This window comes from Winogradskyella poriferorum, assembly GCF_050618035.1.
In the GTDB taxonomy this organism is placed as follows: Bacteria; Bacteroidota; Bacteroidia; order Flavobacteriales; family Flavobacteriaceae; genus Winogradskyella; species Winogradskyella poriferorum_A.
Window position 1 is genome coordinate 267,584 of the sequence record NZ_JBODPY010000003.1, and the last position, 18,949, is coordinate 286,532.

The following is an 18,949-nucleotide window of genomic DNA, read 5'->3' on the forward strand; positions in this document are numbered from 1 at the left end:
AAGACTTCAAGTTATTCTACCTAAAGCCTTTCCAGTATATTTTATTTGAATTAGTTGCCTGGCAAACGCTCTATTTTTGCACCAATAGCACGTAAACGACTGTCTATATTCTCATAACCACGATCAATCTGTTCAATATTGTGAATAATTGATGTTCCTTTTGCCGAAAGGGCCGCAATCAATAAAGAAATACCAGCTCTAATATCTGGCGAAGTCATGGTCGTTGCTTTTAAAGTTGATTTAAAATCATGTCCTATCACTGTCGCTCTATGCGGATCACACAAAATAATCTTTGCTCCCATATCAATAAGTTTATCCACAAAGAACAAACGGCTCTCAAACATCTTTTGATGAATGAGCACCTCACCTCTCGCCTGCGTTGCAATAACTAGTACGATACTCAATAAGTCTGGTGTAAATCCTGGCCATGGCGCATCTGCAATGGTCAAAATAGATCCATCAATATAGTTTTGTATTTGATACCCTTCTTTATGTGCTGGTATATGAATATCATCACCACGTTGCTCTACAGTAATGCCTAATTTTCTAAAGACATTTGGTATTTGCCCTAAGTCACTCCAGCTTACATCTTTAATCGTAAGCTCACTCTTTGTCATCGCAGCTAAACCTATCCAACTGCCTATTTCGATCATGTCTGGTAACATGGTATGCTCTGTACCACCTAAGCTCTCGACACCTTCTATGATAAGCATATTAGAACCAATGCCTGAAATTTTTGCGCCCATACGGTTCAACATCTTACACAGCTGTTGTAAGTAAGGCTCACAAGCAGCATTATATATGGTGGTTGTTCCTTCGGCTAAAACCGCTGCCATGACAATATTAGCAGTACCAGTTACGGAAGCCTCATCTAGAAGCATGTACGTTCCCTTAAGCTTTTCAGCCTCAACACCATAGAAATAATCCTCTTTGTTGTATCTAAATTTGGCACCAAGATTTATAAAACCTTCAAAATGGGTATCTAAACGTCTACGCCCAATCTTATCACCTCCTGGTTTTGGAATATACCCTTTACCAAAACGGGCTAACAAAGGTCCAACAATCATAATGGATCCTCTTAGACCACGTCCTTCAACCTTAAATTGATCGGACTCTAAGTAGGCCAAATTGATATTTTCAGCCTTAAAGGAATAGGTGTTATCGCCTAGTTTCTTTACCTCAACACCAAGATTACCAAGCAGGGTAATTAATTTATTGACGTCAACAATATCTGGGATGTTATTAATAGTAACCGTCTCTGGTGTTAAAAGTACGGCACATAAGATCTGGAGTGCTTCATTTTTTGCACCCTGTGGCTTTATAGATCCTTTGAGTTGGTGGCCACCTTCTATTTTAAATGTACTCATAGGTCTTAGTAACGTTTTCTATTACTAGAATATTTCTTTTTAGATTTTTTCCCGCCTTTGTTACCATATTTAGATTTGGCACGCAACAGGCTAGACGAATCACTAAGATCTTCCTCGCTATTTTTTAGATTTATTTCGCCATTAGATAATTCGAACAAGTGCTCGAAAATGACTGAATCCTCCACACTATCCTTATTCCAATTGAGGTAACACTTTTTCATATGGTTGGCAATAGTATACACTAAGGCTTCTTTCATTTCCCCATCATCCCAAGTACGTGCCACATCGATCATTGTCTTTATATTATTCCCATAAAAACGGTATTTAGGATGATTCTGTGGGTATTTTAAAGGATCTGGTCGTGATGTTAATTCCTCTTTCGAAGGTCTTGGGTAAGGCGAATCGGCATCCAATTCAAAATCAGCCATTATAAAAAGCTGATCCCATAATTTATGCTGAAAATCAGGCACATCTCTTAAATGAGGTTGTAGATTTCCCATTACAGATATAATGGCCTGTGCTAATTTATTACGTTCTTCTTTTGTTTCGCGCGTCTTGGCATAATTAATCATCTTTTGCAGATGACGTCCATATTCTGGTATAATCAAATGCTCGCGCTCCGTGTTGTATTCTAAATCGTCAATCAAAATTATATAAATGTGTAGTCAACTAAACAAAAACCCGTAGTCTCTAGGTTTTGTCGCAAAGTACAAAAAATTATGACGCCTAAAAGAAAATTTATAGGGAAATTACACCTTCGATTTTGACTGCAACTTCTTTGTATTTGGCGATGACTGCATCAGGATTTTTCATCCTAACATTAATAGAGACACTCGTGTATTTTCCGTTTTTGGATTCACGTGTATTAATCACAGCACCTTGGTGATTAAAAAGCTCCTTAAGTTGATTGATTTTCTCCGTTTCTGAGATCACAATAAACTTATACAAATAGGTCGTTGGCCACAAGGCAGTGTCTTGTAGTTGAACCTTTAATTTTTTATAAAATTCATCCGAATTATTGGTGCTTTCCATAGTCTTATTTTCAAGATGCAAAGATACGTTATCTATACATTTTTCAGTCTTATTTTTTATCACGAATTTTACTGCAAAAATATTGCCAATTTGAATCCAAAGAAAATTGTCATTACGGGCGGACCAGGTACTGGTAAATCATCTATCATCAATCACCTTAAACAGCGTGGTTTTTTGTGCTATGATGAAATCTCACGCCAGGTGACCTTACAAGCTCGTAAAGACGGTATTGAGCAACTGTTCTTAACCAAACCACTGCTCTTTAGTAAGAAGCTCTTAGAGGGTCGAAAACAGCAGTTTATAAAAGCTTCTGAAGAGACAGCGAATACTGTTTTTTTAGATCGTGGCTTGCCTGACGTTTTGGCCTATATGGACTTTATTGGCGATGACTATCCGCATCATTTTGTTGAGACCTGTAACGACCATAAATACGATTACGTCTTTATTTTGGCGCCTTGGCAAGAAATCTATACGTCAGACAACGAGCGTTACGAGAATTTTGAACAAGCCATAGAAATCCATCACCATTTGCTAAAAACCTATATGCGTTTTGGCTACCAATTGATTGATGTGCCTTTTGAGAGTATTGAAAAACGCTCGGACTTTGTACTAGAGGTCTTAAATTTGTAGTAATGCATCCCATAGAAGTTTTAGAACGTTATTGGAATTACACTGCCTTTAGACCCTTACAGGAAGACATTATTAATGCCGTGCTTGATAATGAAGATACCTTTGCCCTTTTACCAACAGGTGGTGGCAAATCTATTTGCTTTCAAATTCCGGCATTAATCAAAGATGGTCTTTGTATTGTGGTATCGCCTTTAATTGCCTTAATGAAAGATCAGGTGAATACCTTAAAACAAAAAGGCATAAAAGCTATTGCTTTGACCTCTGGCATCTCTTATAGTGAATTAGATACCTTATTGGACAATTGCATTTATGGCAATTACAAGTTCCTATATCTATCACCAGAGCGTTTGCAACAACCCTTAGTACAAGAGCGCATACAACAGATGAAGGTGAACCTTATTGCGGTAGATGAAGCCCATTGTATCAGCCAATGGGGAAATGACTTCAGACCAGCCTATAAATCCATAGCCTTATTACGCACACTTCATCCCAATGTGAATTGTATTGCGCTTACCGCAACGGCCAAACACAATATCGTGGAGGATATTATTACCAATCTCGATTTTGTGGCACCAAAACTATTTACAGCATCCTTTAAACGACCCAATATTGCTTATCGCGTGGTGCATACCGATGATAAATTATTTCAACTCGAACACACCCTGAACACCCACAAAGGTGCTTCAATTATTTATGTAAGAAACCGACGTGCCACGACCGAAATTCATAGCTATTTAAAAGCTAAGGGCTTTTCGAGCACCTACTACCATGGTGGTATTACCAATAAAGAAAAGCAAGAGCGTTTACAGCAATGGACCAATGGTAGCATTGAAATAATGGTGGCGACAACCGCCTTTGGAATGGGAATTGATAAGGCTAATGTAAAAACAGTAATCCATTATAATTTACCAGAAAGTCTAGAAAGTTATTATCAAGAAGCCGGACGCGCAGGTCGTGACGGTTCCGATGCCTATGCGATTATCTTAAAACAGCATATCGATGAAGACCATCTCAAACGGCAGTTTTTGGGTGCTTTGGCCACAGTAGACCATATTAAATTGGTGTACAAAAAACTCTGTAATTATTTTCAGATCTCCTATGGTGAAGGCGAAAACAGCCAGCATCAATTTGATTTTAAGTCCTTTTGTGCCACCTATCAACTTAATGCAAGCATGACCTACAATGCCTTACTGGCATTAGATCGTAATGGTGTATTAACTTTAAATCAGCATTTTAATTTCAGGACCCAAATTCAGTTTTTGGTGACCAGTGATCAGCTGTTTCAATACCTCGAAAAACACTTAGATTATAACACCTTAGTTAAGGTCTTATTACGTACCTATGGTGGTATTTTTGATTATGACACTAAGGTGAATCTTAATTTGGTTATTACCAAGAGTGAATTACCCGAAGCCAAAGTCCTTGCGCAGTTAAAGCAACTGGAAACCGATGGGATTATCAGCCTGTCATTAGCCAATTCCGATTCTGAAATTGTCTTTCTTCAACCTAGAGAGGACGACATTACCATTAATCCGATTGCACGTACCATAACCCAACAAAACCAGTTAAAGCACGAGCAGATCGAAGCGGTAATCAACTATATCAATACCGATACCTTCTGCAGAAGTCAACAGCTACTCGCCTACTTTGGTGAAACTAAAAGCGAGCCTTGTGACCGTTGCTCGGTTTGCCTAGCTTTAGAACAACCATCGGGTAAACACCATATTCAAACAGTTTCTTCTGAAATCCAAGTGGCTTTAAAGGAAGAAGAATTAACTTCGCGACAGTTATTAGGACGATTGGCCTATTCGGAATCGGAATTACTAAAGGCTCTGTCCGAACTGTTAGAAACACAAACCATAGAACTTACAGCAACTAATACCTACAGATTAAAATGACAGCAAAGCGCGACATACGTATCGTATTTATGGGCACACCAGATTTTGCGGTGGCAACCTTAAAAAGCTTATTAGACCATAACTATAATGTTGTAGGTGTAATTACAGCACCCGATAAACCTGCTGGGCGTGGCCGTAAGCTGAGAGCTTCTGCCGTAAAAGAATTTGCCTTAGAACATAAGTTAAAGTTCTTGCAGCCTACAAATTTAAAGGCGGAATCCTTTGTCGAAGAATTACGTACTTTAGAAGCGAATCTTCAGATTGTAGTGGCTTTTCGCATGTTGCCTAAAGTGGTATGGCAAATGCCAGAATATGGCACCTTTAATCTCCATGCGTCTCTACTACCACAGTATCGAGGTGCGGCTCCAATACATTGGGCCATCATTAATGGAGAAACCGAAACAGGTGTCACTACCTTCTTTATTGATGAGAAAATTGATACTGGTGCGATTATCCTTTCTGAACAAACAACCATTGATGACGATACAACAGTTGGTGCATTACACGATCGTTTAATGGCTATAGGAAGTGAGCTGGTGATTAAAACCGTACAACTGATTGAAACCGGTGACGTGGAAACCACCATACAACCTGTATCAGAACATCTGAAAACGGCTTACAAATTGAATCGTGATAATTGTAAGATCGATTGGTCGGCAGATTTGGACACCATATATAATAAGATCCGTGGCTTAAATCCATTTCCAACAGCATGGTGCTTTTTAGATAATGGTGAAGCTGAGCCGTTAACCGTAAAATTATATGCGGTAGACAAAGAAAGTGATAGCCATAATATGGAGTCGGGAACGCTTATTACAGAAAAGAATACATTAAAGGTGGCCTGCTCAGGTGGTTACATTCATATTAAGGAAATACAGCTTCCTGGAAAGCGAAAAATGGAGGTAAAAGCCCTCTTAAATGGATTTCAATTTTCTGAAGAAGCCAAACTTCGCTAAGCCCTTATGGGCATTGGGATTGAAAAAAATCCGATAAAATACACGCCTTTATTAACAAAAGGCCCTATTTATTAACAAAATCGCCGTTTTCCCTTGCTATTCCTTGCGTAGCTTAATATTCCTAATAAATTTGTAGACGGATTTTTAACAACTATAATTAGAAATCGAATTTTTAACAATTTAAATTTAAAATTTTATGAACAAAACAGATTTAATCAATGGTATGGCAGAAAATGCTGGGATTACTAAGGCAGCTGCTAAAAAAGCATTAGACTCTTTATTAATTGATATCGAAGGATCTTTACAAAAAGGTAACAGAGTGTCTTTAGTTGGTTTTGGTTCTTGGTCAGTTTCTAGAAGAGCTGCAAGAGATGGAAGAAACCCACAGACTGGCAAAACAATCAAGATAAAAGCTAAAAATGTAGTGAAGTTTAAGGCAGGTTCTGACTTAAATAGCGCTGTAAACTAAGATATTTTTAAATTTTTAGAAAGAAGCCTGCTCAGTGAGCGGGCTTTTTTTGTCTTAAGTTTAAAGTTCCAAAGTTGTGTAATTGAGAAAAATACTCTAGATTAGAGTAACTCTAAAAACGTTAGAACCATTTATAATGAAGCCAACTAAAGGCAATTTATTAATTGCAGAGCCATCTATTATAGGTGACTTATCATTTAATCGAGCGGTGATTCTCTTAGCGGATCACAATGCCCTTGGTTCTGTAGGTTTTATTTTAAACAAACCCTTAGAGTATCACCTTAAAGATCTTGTAGAAGGCACCGATTCTGAGTTTACCATTTACAATGGTGGTCCGGTAGAACAAGACAACCTTTATTTTATCCATAAATCACCAGAACTCATACCAAATAGTGTGGAAATTTCCAATGGCATTTTTTGGGGTGGCGATTTTAGTATCGTTTTAGAGCTTATTAATGCCAATAAAATCTCAAAGGACGATATCCGCTTTTTCTTAGGCTATAGTGGCTGGGCGGAGCAACAATTGGATAATGAGCTAGAGTCTAATGCTTGGCTGGTCTCTGAAAACGAATACGATAATGAAATTATCGCTAAAAGTTGTTCTACATTTTGGCGTGAAAAAATGCTAGAGCTTGGTGGTGAGTATAGCATTTGGTCTAATGCACCTGAGAATCCGAGTTATAATTAAAATCACCTTTTTTTACTTTTTAGATATTCATTTTATTCCTGTCATTTCTAATGTATTAAAGTAGAAGTCATGAATGCTATCGCATTTGTACGGACACAAAACGAATCAAAAAGTCCTAACGATTCATTAGGAAATTACTACGTACCACTCGCTAATATATTCGGAAATGAGATTCGAACTGGAACTTTCGTTCAATCCTTATCCATAGAATGAATCATGAGCCTAGCTCATTATTTCTGAAAATCGTGCCTTCCGATTTCATCGGAATTTATTGAGCTTGTTTATGGTTACTGTGCGCTATTAAAGTAATCTGAGCTTCGCGTTTATTTTTGTGATGACGGACTTCGCGAAGTCTGAACCATATTCCTTTTTACGGTATTTTGAAATGGGCTGTATCCCAACAATCACATTGGTTACAAAGAGCTCATCGGCTTTCTGAAGTTCAAACGGTGAAATCGAGGCCTCTTCAACAATAAGGTTTACATCTTGTCGTAACACATCTAAAACTTGCTGACGCATAATGCCCTTAAGACAGCCGTCTGATAATGGTGGTGTTTTAATGTGGTCACCCTTCACCAAAAACAGGTTACCATTTAGGGCTTCAATAACACTTTTATTCGTATTGAGCACCAAACAATTGTCCAATCCATTTTCTTCGGCATAGACACTACCAATCACCTGAATGGCTTTATTATTGGATTTTAACCCTGAGAGCAAACCAGGTGCTATATAATAATCTTTATACAGATCGACTTCATAAGACCCTTCATCTATGGTATAGAAGGGATTGGGATGCTTCTCGGCAACAATATTAAAGTTGATGTTGGCATCTTTTGCCGGACGGTACTTCCCACCCTCACCACGATCTACATTAAGGCGTACACGTGCCACATCGTTAGTTAGGGCGTTGCCTTCAACAGTTTTTAGGATTTCTTCCTCGAGGTATTCCATGGTAAAGGTCATTGGGATATCCATACGCATTATACGCATCGAAGCCATAAGCCTAAAGTAATGGTCCTCCCAAAAGAAGATCTTACCATTAACGACCTTTAGCGTTTCAAAAAGGGCATCGCCATACTTATAACCACGGTTTTCAAAACTGAGCTGATGCTCAGTAGTTGGGATAAGGTCTCCGTTAAAATTTACCATAAAAAAAGTCCCGATTAATGTGTTAGAAAAAATCGGGACAAAGATATAATAGAATAGTTAGTTACATGTTAAGCAGAACCTAAAACTTGTTTAAGGCTAGAGATTTGATTTGTCCATAGCATTTTAGCTTCCTCTACTTCATCATCTTCGCTGAAATCGGTTACCATAAGCGACACGTCCTTTGTAATTTCATCCACTTGGATGCGCATTTCAAAATAGTAAGAGGCACCATCTTCTTCATCGTCCATCCAACGGAACTTCACACGCTCACTACTCTTTTTACTTAGGAGCTTGGCTTGTTCTTCAGAGCCATCCCAAATAAAGGTAAATAGTTCGCCACGAGAATTTACATTATCGGCAAACCATTCTGAAAGCCCAGAAGGTGTTGAAATATATTGGTATAATAATGAAGGTGATGCTTGAATCACAAACTCCATTTCAAATTTTTCCTTATCGTCCATTTAAAGTCGGTATTATGTGCTCAATATATACATTTATGGTACAATTCAAAACTTTATTAGAAAATTATTTTTTTAGAATGTTTGGTTTGTTGTAGCAGAATTTGTTTTTATATTTGCACCCGCAATTATGGCGCAAGTAGTGATCTAAAGAGATTCCTGCTTTCGCAGGAAGTTGGCGAGGTAGCTCAGTTGGTTAGAGCGTCGGATTCATAACCCGGAGGTCTCGAGTTCAAATCTCGATCTCGCTACAAAAGTAAAAACCCAGTACAAGAATGTACAGGGTTTTTTTTATGCGCCAAGCGCAAACCTGTTTGCTAGCGAAGGCGCATAAAATAAATCCTGGCAAAACAGAGTTTTGTGGGTTTTTACTGTTGTAAGGCCTCCCCAAAAAAGATTCACCGAAGGTAAATCTTTGATATCCCGATATATTTCTCTTAGTTCTTAACGATAGTTGCAAAAACTAATATTATTGAGATTCCTGCCTTTGCAGGAATAGTGGGTTTTTACTATTGTACAGCTACCCCAAAAAGATTGACCGTAAGGTAAATCTTCGAGATCGAGATACACCAAAGGTTAGGCTCTAAAATGCAGATTCTCTAAATCTCTTAAGAGAAAACCACCTCCAATAAAAAAAGACACCTATTGCTAAGTGCCTTTGATTACTATTAATACCATTTTTAACTAGTATAAAACTATAAAATAGATTTTGAGTTGGTTAGTGCACAAATCTATTTAACTGCTATCTGCTCACAATTAACCTATGTTAATAAGTGCTCATAATTAAGATAGAGTCATCAATAAAAAGACCAATGGCACAATTTTGTAATAATTTGCTGACTTCAATGCGAAAACATCACTTTCATCCTAGAAAGCGCCCACATTACCACCATCATCATCATCGTCTTCATCATCCTCTTCCTCGTCATCTGGTGCATCACAAACCACACCATGCGCAATAATGTAGATCTCACCCGAAATATCGCTTATGCTATAAGAATCTGAACTGGCATCCTCCAATTGGTTCTGGTAAGGATACTGACCAGGTGCCACTGTATCTTGACCGTTATTTCCTATAGGATAAGGATCATTGCCAATATAAAGGTGAGTTTCATTAAGTACAAAGCCCTCAAGCATATCAAAATTGACATCAACAGTACCTTCTGTTTCGTTATAGGTAACACTTAAAGCACCAACATGGGTACCACGCTCGGTATCGCACTGCCCTGCGCCAGCATATAAATCGAAGGTATAGTCACCATCGGTTATTGGCCCTATGGTCCAGCCCCAACGGTTAAACCCATCGTCTATAAAACACGTTGAATCCTCATTATCGCCAAAGGCAAATAAGGTTTCACAGGTATCCTCTTCTTCTTCCTCGGTTTCATCCTCCTCTTCCTCATCAGGATCGTCTGAATTGGTGTTTGAAGCATTATTTTGTCGCGATAATAAAAAGTCCTCAGTCTCTACGGCTTCAGTTTCACAACCAAAAGTAAAAACTAAGCAAAGTGCTATTAAAAGTGTTCTTAATGTTGTCATCATAGAATTATTTTAAAGGCTAAAATTAGCAGAGTCTCCTATGATATACAATTATTTTCGTTGAGTGGTATTTATTTTGTAAGTATTTAACTATTTAATAAATAAGACTTATTGATTACCAGTGCTTTGAAAAATGGAGAAAGTAAGCCTAACGCAACAACTCTAGAAGCAGATTGTTATACTTATTAATATTAATAAGTCGCAGGTTTAAATCGATACGCTTGTTTTTATAGTCCTTTTTAAGGTAAGAGATCATAAGAAACAGACTCTCAATGAGTTTCTCGAGATCGTAGTCTAAGGCACGTTTAATCTTATATTGTTCTGTGAGTTCTTCAGTCACCTTTTTACGCGAAATGGCCAAATACGGAATCTCATATTTCACCGCAGCAGAGAGCTCTACTGTCTCTAAGTATTTTATAATCTCAATATGGCGCTTGGTATGAATATTAAGGTGATGGCTTATGTCCATAAGAAAGCGTTGGTTAAGTTTAGCCTCTGTACGTAGCGCACGTTTTACCGCACTGACTTTAGCCGCTTGGGTTGCGCCTTCTTTGGCAACGTCGTAAATGTCTTTGATGATGCTCATTAACCTATTCTATTAATAATTTTAATAAATAAATTCGATATATGTTCCAATCTTTCAATCCTCAGCATAACTAATACGATCGCGTATCCCACCACTTTCTCGGTGAATGATCACATCTGCTTTTTTACGTTTGGCTAAGGTCTTAGCACGTTTTATGGCTGTGCTTTGCTTGCGATGTTTGGAGGTAATGCGTTTATTACCTTCGCGTCTTACGGCCCAACCATTTTCATATGGGACTACGTGTTGGTGCCAGGTGCGTTTTGGGCCTTGGCCTAAGGCTTTTAGAATTGCTTCTATGAGTTGTTGTATAGCTTGCGCCCAAGTATTTTGTTTTGACATTAGATTCTTTTGGATTATTGTAAAGTTAATTATTCTGTTCAATACTATAGTCAACCTATTTTACTAAAGATGTCGAACTTCCGCTAAAATCAAATAATAGGATTAATATGTTCATTTTGCCTTGATGTACTACTTTCATTTAAAACACTGTTTTGAATGGAAGTATATTGCGTAGCAAAACCAAAAGATCGTTATTGCCATTCTTTGTGAAAATCTGATTCATTCTTTTTTTGCATTGATCAAAAAAAGAAGCAAAAAAAATCTAGGTCTGGATTTTCGACGGTCTTTCTGCAAATGAAAACCTGAATAAAATGAACTCGTTGCACTCAAACAGCATTTGATTCTCAACGGTTATTCATTTCCGTAGACACTCGCCTGCCAAATCCTAAGACCAGTTTTTAATTATTGAAGAAAAAATTACCGCTCATTACTTCTCAAATCGTTGATTACTAACGGGTAAAATTTGGAGCTCATTATTTCTTAAAATCGTTGTTTTAGACTTGAGCATTTCACTTCAAATGGTCTAGCGTTTACGGCTACGGTCGGTGTTACAACGTCTACAGCGTGATAAGTAGGTTACGGAGACTTCATAGACGCCATCAGTACGGCCAATGCCTGAGGTATTGATATCATAAGACAAGCCAAATCGAAACTCCTTATACTCCAAACCTAAAAAAGCATTAATAGACGTGAGTAAGTGGCTATTCTCAGCATTCTGTGCTGGATTTGTCGCTGCCGTGACACCAATTAAAAATTCATTCACCTGAAACAAAGAACCAATATCCAATCGGTTATAAGGGCCTTGTTGCATGAAATTGGCTGTCATCATAATGCTGTAATCATTTAAGAATGGAAAGCGGTAATTACCGTGTACGGAAAAGAAAATATCTAAAGGTAGATTTTCACCATCTACGAAAGAGATATTTGGTGTATTGAGATGTTTTGCCGTAAAGCCAAACCAATAAGTGCGACCGTTAAATTCGGTCTTTTCAAACACAAAACCACCTGAGATATCTGCAAAGAATACATTCTCTACATTATTACTTAAAGGATCTACCGATACTGGTGCAATGGTCCCAGCATTTATATTAATCTGATCGGCCAGAGTTAGACTTCTAAAGCGGATATCCTTAAACCCAAAACCTACCTCAACTGCAGGTCTAAAGAACCAACCACCATTTAAATTAACTCGATGGGCATAATTGGCATTCAGCTGATAGAAATTATAGTTATTAAACGATTCGTGTTGCCATAGGGCCGAAATCCCAATCCCAAAGCCCATACTGTCGCCATAATCAAAAGATTTGTTGGCATAGGCAAATTGGGTATTGATTCTTAAATTAAGATTTGGCCACTGTGTTCTACTGAGTACACCAGCGGCAATACGCTCGTTATCCTCAAAGCCGGAAAAGGCCGGATTTATCGTTTCTTGTATGTAATTTGATTGTGTGAAAATAGGGTCTTGCGCCGTGAGAGACCAAACACTAAAACCAAATATGAGGAGGGTTATATATCTAAATTTCATTCTTGATCTATCTGATAAACACAAAGGCACCTTGTTTTTTAATCTCGTTACCGTAGAAGGTCTTTGCCGTAAACGTGTAATAGTAATTACCGTTTTCTACGATCTCATCCTTAAGGGTACCATCCCAACCTTGGATGGCATCGCCAGACTCCGAGTAGATTAAACTTCCCCAAGTATCAAAAATATTGAGCTCAAGGGTATTAAGACCTACATAAACCGGACCAAAGCGATCGTTAAGACCGTCATCATTTGGTGTAAAGGCATCTGGCATTACCAGTCGGTAGCCTTCTTCTACAATTAAAGTAATAACACGCTCGTATACACAGCCAAATGGATAGGTAACACGTTGCGTGACGATATAACTCCCAATTTCTACGTAGGTATGCGTTGGATTTTCTTCGGAAGAGAAACTACCGTCACCAAAATCCCAGAGGATACTTTCCCAATCTCCAGTTGCCGTATTGGTAAACTCTATAGGGTCGAGGATAGCATACACACCAAAATTCAGGAATCCAAAAGAGGACACTTCAAAATCAGGCTCTCCCAATACTGGAATCTCTACATTTAAACTATAATTGGTTGTACAGCCTTGGCTATCGGTGACTTCGAGCATCACCAGACCATTTTCATCCGTCGTCATCATTTCATTATTCGCTCCACTCACAATACCACTAGACCAGCTGTACTGAAATGGTGGCACACCACCTGTAGCAACGGCCATAAAGGATTGCTCTACCTCTCGCATATCACAGTCCACATCAGTTTGTGTCACCACATCAAGCACCAAAGGATCAAAACGGTTCACATCCCAACTGCCTGTGATATCACAACCATTAGTATCGGTTACTGTAACCACATAATTTCCTGGTGGAATAGCATCTAAATCTTCGGTCGATGCACCATTAGACCAAGCAATGGTAAATGGTGGCGTACCGCCTTCTATAAGAAGGTTAATTGCACCACTATTGGTATCCTCACAATCTAAAGCATCGGTAACACCAGCAGATAATTGTAACGGCAGAATATCGAAAATGGTAAAGGTTTCTTGGATTACACATGGTGTGCCGTCGGTAATAGTCACCGAATAGGTTCCCGGCACCAAATTATTACGCTCCACACCTGCCGTAGCATCATCATCCCACACTACAGTTATAGGGTCTAAGCCACCTTGAAAATTAAGCACGATACTGGCATCATTTTCACCAGCACAAGACATTTGAGTCACCACAGGATCGATTAAGAAAATCGGTGCTTCTTCAATCTCTATAGGAAACTCACGTACACAATCCTCAGAATCGGTAATGGTTATCGTGTAAATACCAGCCGATAAATTGGTTTGGCTAAATCCGGTGCCAAAATTACTCCAGGCTACCGTATATGGAGGCACACCACCTAAGATGTTATTAATGGTAATAGAGCCATCATTATCGCCATAACATTCAATTTCTGTGACGGTGAAATCAATCTCCAGCTGATCATTCTGAATCACTTCAACATCAATCGTATCGGTACAATTTGAAGTATCGGTTACGGTTAAGGTATAAGTTCCGGCAAATAATGCCGTAATATTTTGATCTGCGCTCGTATAGCCATTAGGCCCTACCCAAGCATAGGTATAATCAGGTCGTCCTCCTACTACATCTACCGTTATGGCACCTGTATCATCACCAAAACAAATAATATTGGTTACCGTATTTAAAGTCGCCTGAAGCTCGGTAGGTTCAATAATCACAAAGGTTAAAGCGATTGGTCCACAATTATTAGCATCAGTAACGGAAATATCGTAAGTCCCTGGTCCTAAATTTGCCAAATCCTCGTCACTAGAGAATGGTGCACCATCAAGTGTCCAAGTGTAAACATAAGGCATCGTACCTCCAGCAACATCAATATTTATCTCACCATCATTAGCACCAAAACATGAAATGGTCTCAGGATCGAAATCTACCATACTAAAAGTCAGCTCATCAGGCTCCGTAATGGTAAAGGTTTCGGTATATGGACAACCACCATTATCCTGAATGTCTAAAGTATAAGTTCCAGCTTCAAGATTGAAAATATCTTCATCGGAACTTGTAAAACCGTTAGGACCCGTCCAAGAAATAATATAGGGTGTTCCTGTTGCAAAAGGAATACCACCAACAATATCAATCAGTATGGAGGCATCATTAGATTCGAAACATAAGTTGTTCGCCACCGTTTGTGTCACCGTAATTGAAGGATTCACGGTAACAACCACTTCAAAAGTGGCGCCGACACAATCACCCGACGTTGGCGTAATCGTATAAGTTACCGTTGCTGGATTTGTAGTTACATTTTCTAAAAACTGACTGATCGTTGTAGAAGGTGTCGTCTGAGCCGTAGCACCTGTAACGGCGCCTGCTGGCACCACGACTGGTGTCGTCCAAGTATAAGTTGTATTGGCTGGTGCAATATCACCACCTGCCGTATCTGGCACAAAACTAAAGGTATTACCGCTACATATTAATTCTGTACCATCACCAATACTCGGTGTTTGATTCACAATAATTTCGGCCGTTTGCGATATAATTTCAGAACAGCCACCTGAATTAAAGGTTAGAATAACATAGTAATAGGTTGTGCCTACTACATTAACCAGTGGATCATAAGTATTTGTTGTAGCGCCTACAATTGGAGTTCCTGTTGTGGTATCATCAACCGTATTTTCATACCATTGGTAGGTTGGTGTACCTGTACCATTAGCAAAAGACACGACTAAAGATGCTGTGGTATCACCCAAACAAAGTTCATCTGAAATGGGTTGTGCCGTAAATTGTGCTCCCGGATTTACTATCACCTCTCCTGTAGCACTCACCACCTCACATCCTGAAACATCCTGAGTGACTACACAGTAATAATATAAAGTGCCGACTGTGTTTGTAGGTGGCGTATATAAAGGATTGGTTGCGCCAGGAATTAGAGTGCCTCCTGTATTGGCGTTTACTGTATTAACGTACCATTGATAGCTTGTATTTCCCAGACCACCACTCACCTGCACTTCTAAATCTTGAGATGCTGTGTTTTCACAAAGGGTTTGTGAGACTATAGGTTCTGCCGTAATCATAGGATCATCAACAACAAAAACCTCAGCAACATCACTGACCACACCTGTACAACCATTAGCCACATAACTAATTTCTAAATAGTAGTAATAGGTGCCTGTTGCCGTGTACGCTGGCGGTGTATAGGTTGGTGTTGTTGCACCAGGAATTAAGGTGCCTCCTGTATTAGCATTTACCGTATTGCTATACCATTGATAGGATTCGGCGCCAATACCTCCAGAAATAGCAATGGATAAAGCCTCTGCTGTACCTCCATTACATACCGATTGTGTTGGAATAGGCTGGGTCGTTACCTGAGCTACATCAGCTACCGTAATAGAGGCTGTATTTGATATAATTTCGTTACATCCACCTGTTGAAAAAGTAATGATTACATAGTAATAAGTTGTGCCTACCGTATCTGTTGGTGGTGCGTATGTTGGACCTGTTTCACCAGCAATCGCCGTACCAGTTGTAGTATCATCAACTGTGTTAGAATACCATTGGTATACTGGTGTTCCTGTACCTTGGAAGGTTACCGTTAAATCATTGGTTGTACCATTAAGACAGACTTCATCAGAAATCGGCTGGTCTATAATGAGTGGTGCTGGTTCTACCGTAATTTCAAAATCTACTGGTGTACCTGTACAACCATTAAGGTCTGGCGTTACCGTGTAAATTAAAGTGACATCAGCTCCTGTGGTATTCACAATATTCTGAGCCGGAATAACATCCGTTGTTCCTGACGGAATAAAACCGGTAAGTCCGACTGGGTTATTGGAGGTCCATGTAAAAGTCGTACCTGGAAAATCTGAAGTGAGATTAATAGCACTGGTCTGCGTACTTGAACAAATGGTCTGGGCCAAGTCCGTATTTGTAATAGACGGAATATCATTTACTGAAAAGGTCTCTGAAACTGTAGATGAGCCACAAGCTGTTATAATCTCAAAGGTTACTATATAATCACCAACCGTATCGTAAGTAATGGTCCCTGGATCTAATTGATCTGAAGTGGCTGGTGTACCACCTGGGAACATCCAACTATAGGTTACTGTTTCTGTTGCTGGCGCACAAGTAATGACATTAGCTACAGGGTTAATGGATGCTGTTCCACAGAAATCTGAAATAGGATCTAACCCTGAAACAGGAGGTTGCTTTACCTCTATCGTTTGGTTGGTTGTATAATCTCCACAAGTATTCGTCACCGTCATAAATAACTGATAGGTCCCTGCATTATTAAATAGGAATGAAGGGTTCTCAGAGGTTTCATCGGTTCCATTGGTAAAACTCCATGATGCGGTAGTGCCACAATTGCCTGGCGTGTAAAATACCTGCCATAAATACGTTTCACCACCACAAGACTGTGTAAGGTCTGTGGTGTTTGTGGCATCCACATTAAAGGGTGCACAGCCATCATTAGAATTGAGCGCAAAATCAGCTACCAAATCATCTTCAATACAGATTTGTCGTTGTACAGGATCTGCAATACCACAGAAATTTTCTTCAATTAAGGTCACGGTATACGTACCAGGTGCCGTATAGGTATGTGTTGGATTTTCGAGATTGGAGATGTTACCATCGCCAAAATCCCATGAATGATTGGCAATAGTCGTACAATTAGGACCAAAGCCTCCTTCAGTCGTATTGGTAAATTGAACTTGGGTATTCACACAGCCTGGCGATTCAAATTCGAAATCCACCTGAGGTTGCCCTAATATAATAATAGGACCAGCCGTAAGAATGGTCTGCCCACATGAGGTCGCAATAACTAACGTAATCGTGTATGCTGGTATCGGACAGTTGGATTCGGTATACTCATGTGGTATAGGAAACGGATCTGCCAATTCTGGATTATTAGGATCATAATTGGCAGTGGCTGCAATAAGTTCGGCTTGTGTATATTGAGCTGTAGTGCCATCACCATAATCGATAAAATACGTGGTGTCTGGTGGATTCACACCCCAAGACCCTATCGCAAAGTCGAGTTCATCTATAGGTAAACATAAATTGACTGTATTACCAGGACTTATAATTGCACCAACAGGATTACTTGAATTACGTACCAATATGGTTTCGGTGGCATTACAACCTGTATCACCATATCCTGTGATGACCATATTAAAAGACCCTAATTCGGAATAGGTATGTGTAATCGGAAATGTCACATTGGTTTCCGAAGTGCCATCTCCCCAATCCACATCGTATCCTGTTATACAGGCTGTGGACGTCGAAGTGTTGCCAACATTAATAGTATATGAAGGATCTACGGTATTATTACCACAATTATCAAATGGATCCGTAAATATGGCATCTAAATCTTCGAAGCTTAAACTTGGTCGTTGCTCTACAGTGATAAGCGAATCAAAAGTAGCTGTACAGCCATTAGCATCGGTAACTTCGAGTTCTGCTGTATAGTTTGAAAAACCACAACCAAAGGCATTGTATATATTTTCTGGATTTTCATCGGTTGACGTATTACCATCACCAAATGACCAGTTATAGGTAAAAGGTCCATTTCCTGAAACATTAGAGGTAAACATTACTGGGTCTGCAGAACAGCCACCATTATTAAAGGTAAAGCTTACCGTTGGTGGTGCTACTACGGTTATCGTTGCGGTTTCAGAAACCGTTTCGGTATCATTGTTATCGTCAGTGACTGAAATCACTTCATATTCAAAGGTGCCAAGCGTATTAGTGGGTACATCTATAGACACCGAATCGTTATTGGTTGCCGTAGATATCGTCTGGACAGCACCTCCATTAATGGTATACTCAAAAGTATAAGGTGCATCACCGCCAGATCCTGTAAATGTAATTTGTGGTAAAGGGGTTTCATCTAAACATGCTGTTGCTGTTCCCGAAATGGTTGCATCTGGTGGTAAAATGGCTTCAGCACCAAAATTTAGCCTCATTTTTTCATCTGAAATAATAGTCGAGGCCAGGTTAAAAGCACCGATACATCCAAAGATTAAAATGAAGGATAGGACAAGTAGGTTGTATTTATGTTTGAGCATAAAACTTTAATAGCTAATTATTTAAAGTGCTTCAATGTAATTAAAATCTGATAAAATTGGCAAGTGACCATCATTTTTTCGACAAGAAATTGATTATTTATACAAAAATAGAATAGCATTCTACCTGCCCTTGGGTAGTAATATGTAAATGGAATGGCATCAACTGAAGTCTATTAATAAAATATTAAAGGGTCTAAGCATTGGATTTGTATTCCTTAACTTTGCATTGCTAAAATTTTA

15 protein-coding genes and 1 tRNA gene are annotated in these 18,949 nt (G+C 39.0%); 6 read left to right on the forward strand and 10 right to left on the reverse strand.

Annotated elements, in window-relative coordinates; translation table 11 throughout:
- Positions 1-50: 50 nt before the first annotated feature.
- The 3 genes from murA to ACRHOC_RS08645 form a co-directional block, all read right to left on the reverse strand.
- Positions 51-1,367: a UDP-N-acetylglucosamine 1-carboxyvinyltransferase gene (gene murA / locus ACRHOC_RS08635; protein ID WP_431158205.1), complete on the reverse strand. Its 1,317-nt coding sequence runs from the start codon at positions 1,365-1,367 to the stop codon at positions 51-53.
- A 5-nt stretch (positions 1,368-1,372) separates the two neighbouring features.
- Positions 1,373-2,014, reverse strand: a complete 642-nt coding sequence (locus tag ACRHOC_RS08640; protein ID WP_431158206.1) for a DUF4290 domain-containing protein — start codon at positions 2,012-2,014, stop codon at positions 1,373-1,375.
- A gap of 91 nt (positions 2,015-2,105) precedes the next feature.
- Positions 2,106-2,399, reverse strand: a complete 294-nt coding sequence (locus ACRHOC_RS08645) for a DUF493 family protein (RefSeq protein ID WP_431158433.1) — start codon at positions 2,397-2,399, stop codon at positions 2,106-2,108.
- Between the two features lie 90 nt (positions 2,400-2,489).
- Here ACRHOC_RS08645 and ACRHOC_RS08650 point away from each other — a divergent pair, with 90 nt between their 5' ends.
- The 5 genes from ACRHOC_RS08650 (at position 2,490) to ACRHOC_RS08670 (ending at position 7,040) form a co-directional block, all read left to right on the forward strand.
- A complete protein-coding gene (locus ACRHOC_RS08650) occupies positions 2,490-3,029 on the forward strand; it encodes an AAA family ATPase (protein WP_431158207.1) in 540 nt (179 codons plus the stop codon).
- Between the two features lie 2 nt (positions 3,030-3,031).
- Positions 3,032-4,927: a RecQ family ATP-dependent DNA helicase gene (locus ACRHOC_RS08655; RefSeq protein WP_431158208.1), complete on the forward strand. Its 1,896-nt coding sequence runs from the start codon at positions 3,032-3,034 to the stop codon at positions 4,925-4,927.
- On the forward strand, positions 4,924-5,883 hold the full coding sequence (gene fmt / locus ACRHOC_RS08660) for a methionyl-tRNA formyltransferase (protein ID WP_431158209.1): 960 nt from the start codon (positions 4,924-4,926) through the stop codon (positions 5,881-5,883). Before ACRHOC_RS08655 ends, fmt begins: the two co-directional genes overlap by 4 nt.
- A gap of 196 nt (positions 5,884-6,079) precedes the next feature.
- A complete protein-coding gene (locus ACRHOC_RS08665; RefSeq protein ID WP_114301190.1) occupies positions 6,080-6,352 on the forward strand; it encodes an HU family DNA-binding protein in 273 nt (90 codons plus the stop codon).
- Between the two features lie 136 nt (positions 6,353-6,488).
- A complete protein-coding gene (locus tag ACRHOC_RS08670; protein WP_431158210.1) occupies positions 6,489-7,040 on the forward strand; it encodes a YqgE/AlgH family protein in 552 nt (183 codons plus the stop codon).
- 300 nt (positions 7,041-7,340) lie between these two features.
- On the opposite strand, the gene ACRHOC_RS08675 is transcribed toward ACRHOC_RS08670, so the two are convergent.
- The gene (locus tag ACRHOC_RS08675; protein WP_431158211.1) at positions 7,341-8,189 is read right to left on the reverse strand and encodes an aminotransferase class IV; all 849 of its coding nucleotides are present in this window, start codon (positions 8,187-8,189) and stop codon (positions 7,341-7,343) included.
- Between the two features lie 68 nt (positions 8,190-8,257).
- Complete coding sequence (locus tag ACRHOC_RS08680) at positions 8,258-8,650, reverse strand: START-like domain-containing protein (protein WP_431158213.1); 393 nt, start codon at positions 8,648-8,650, stop codon at positions 8,258-8,260.
- A gap of 174 nt (positions 8,651-8,824) precedes the next feature.
- On the opposite strand from ACRHOC_RS08680, the gene ACRHOC_RS08685 reads away from it, so the two are divergent.
- Positions 8,825-8,898: transfer RNA gene (locus ACRHOC_RS08685), tRNA-Met, on the forward strand.
- 616 nt (positions 8,899-9,514) lie between these two features.
- On the opposite strand, the gene ACRHOC_RS08690 is transcribed toward ACRHOC_RS08685, so the two are convergent.
- The 5 genes from ACRHOC_RS08690 to ACRHOC_RS08710 all read right to left on the reverse strand — a co-directional run bounded on the left by ACRHOC_RS08690 (position 9,515) and on the right by ACRHOC_RS08710 (position 18,709).
- The gene (locus tag ACRHOC_RS08690; RefSeq protein ID WP_431158214.1) at positions 9,515-10,189 is read right to left on the reverse strand and encodes a hypothetical protein; all 675 of its coding nucleotides are present in this window, start codon (positions 10,187-10,189) and stop codon (positions 9,515-9,517) included.
- A 145-nt stretch (positions 10,190-10,334) separates the two neighbouring features.
- Positions 10,335-10,772, reverse strand: a complete 438-nt coding sequence (locus ACRHOC_RS08695) for a hypothetical protein (RefSeq protein ID WP_431158215.1) — start codon at positions 10,770-10,772, stop codon at positions 10,335-10,337.
- 54 nt (positions 10,773-10,826) lie between these two features.
- Complete coding sequence (locus ACRHOC_RS08700) at positions 10,827-11,111, reverse strand: DUF2188 domain-containing protein (RefSeq protein ID WP_431158216.1); 285 nt, start codon at positions 11,109-11,111, stop codon at positions 10,827-10,829.
- A gap of 523 nt (positions 11,112-11,634) precedes the next feature.
- Positions 11,635-12,636 carry a PorP/SprF family type IX secretion system membrane protein gene (locus ACRHOC_RS08705; RefSeq protein WP_431158217.1) on the reverse strand — a complete coding sequence of 334 codons (1,002 nt, stop codon included), beginning with the start codon at positions 12,634-12,636 and terminating at the stop codon, positions 11,635-11,637.
- Positions 12,637-12,643: 7 nt separating this feature from the next.
- The gene (locus ACRHOC_RS08710) at positions 12,644-18,709 is read right to left on the reverse strand and encodes a PKD domain-containing protein (protein WP_431158218.1); all 6,066 of its coding nucleotides are present in this window, start codon (positions 18,707-18,709) and stop codon (positions 12,644-12,646) included.
- Positions 18,710-18,949: the final 240 nt, after the last annotated feature.

Excerpts from the sequence above, each read along its gene's own strand:
- murA (WP_431158205.1), bottom strand. The coding sequence starts at position 1,367 with ATGAGTACATTTAAAATAGAAGGTGGCCACCAACTCAAAGGATCTATA.
- ACRHOC_RS08645 (WP_431158433.1), bottom strand. The coding sequence starts at position 2,399 with ATGGAAAGCACCAATAATTCGGATGAATTTTATAAAAAATTAAAGGTT.
- ACRHOC_RS08655 (WP_431158208.1), top strand. The coding sequence starts at position 3,032 with ATGCATCCCATAGAAGTTTTAGAACGTTATTGGAATTACACTGCCTTT.
- fmt (WP_431158209.1), top strand. The coding sequence starts at position 4,924 with ATGACAGCAAAGCGCGACATACGTATCGTATTTATGGGCACACCAGAT.
- ACRHOC_RS08665 (WP_114301190.1), top strand. The coding sequence starts at position 6,080 with ATGAACAAAACAGATTTAATCAATGGTATGGCAGAAAATGCTGGGATT.
- ACRHOC_RS08670 (WP_431158210.1), top strand. The coding sequence starts at position 6,489 with ATGAAGCCAACTAAAGGCAATTTATTAATTGCAGAGCCATCTATTATA.
- ACRHOC_RS08675 (WP_431158211.1), bottom strand. The coding sequence starts at position 8,189 with ATGGTAAATTTTAACGGAGACCTTATCCCAACTACTGAGCATCAGCTC.
- ACRHOC_RS08680 (WP_431158213.1), bottom strand. The coding sequence starts at position 8,650 with ATGGACGATAAGGAAAAATTTGAAATGGAGTTTGTGATTCAAGCATCA.
- ACRHOC_RS08690 (WP_431158214.1), bottom strand. The coding sequence starts at position 10,189 with ATGATGACAACATTAAGAACACTTTTAATAGCACTTTGCTTAGTTTTT.
- ACRHOC_RS08695 (WP_431158215.1), bottom strand. The coding sequence starts at position 10,772 with ATGAGCATCATCAAAGACATTTACGACGTTGCCAAAGAAGGCGCAACC.
- ACRHOC_RS08700 (WP_431158216.1), bottom strand. The coding sequence starts at position 11,111 with ATGTCAAAACAAAATACTTGGGCGCAAGCTATACAACAACTCATAGAA.
- ACRHOC_RS08705 (WP_431158217.1), bottom strand. The coding sequence starts at position 12,636 with ATGAAATTTAGATATATAACCCTCCTCATATTTGGTTTTAGTGTTTGG.
- ACRHOC_RS08710 (WP_431158218.1), bottom strand. The coding sequence starts at position 18,709 with ATGCTCAAACATAAATACAACCTACTTGTCCTATCCTTCATTTTAATC.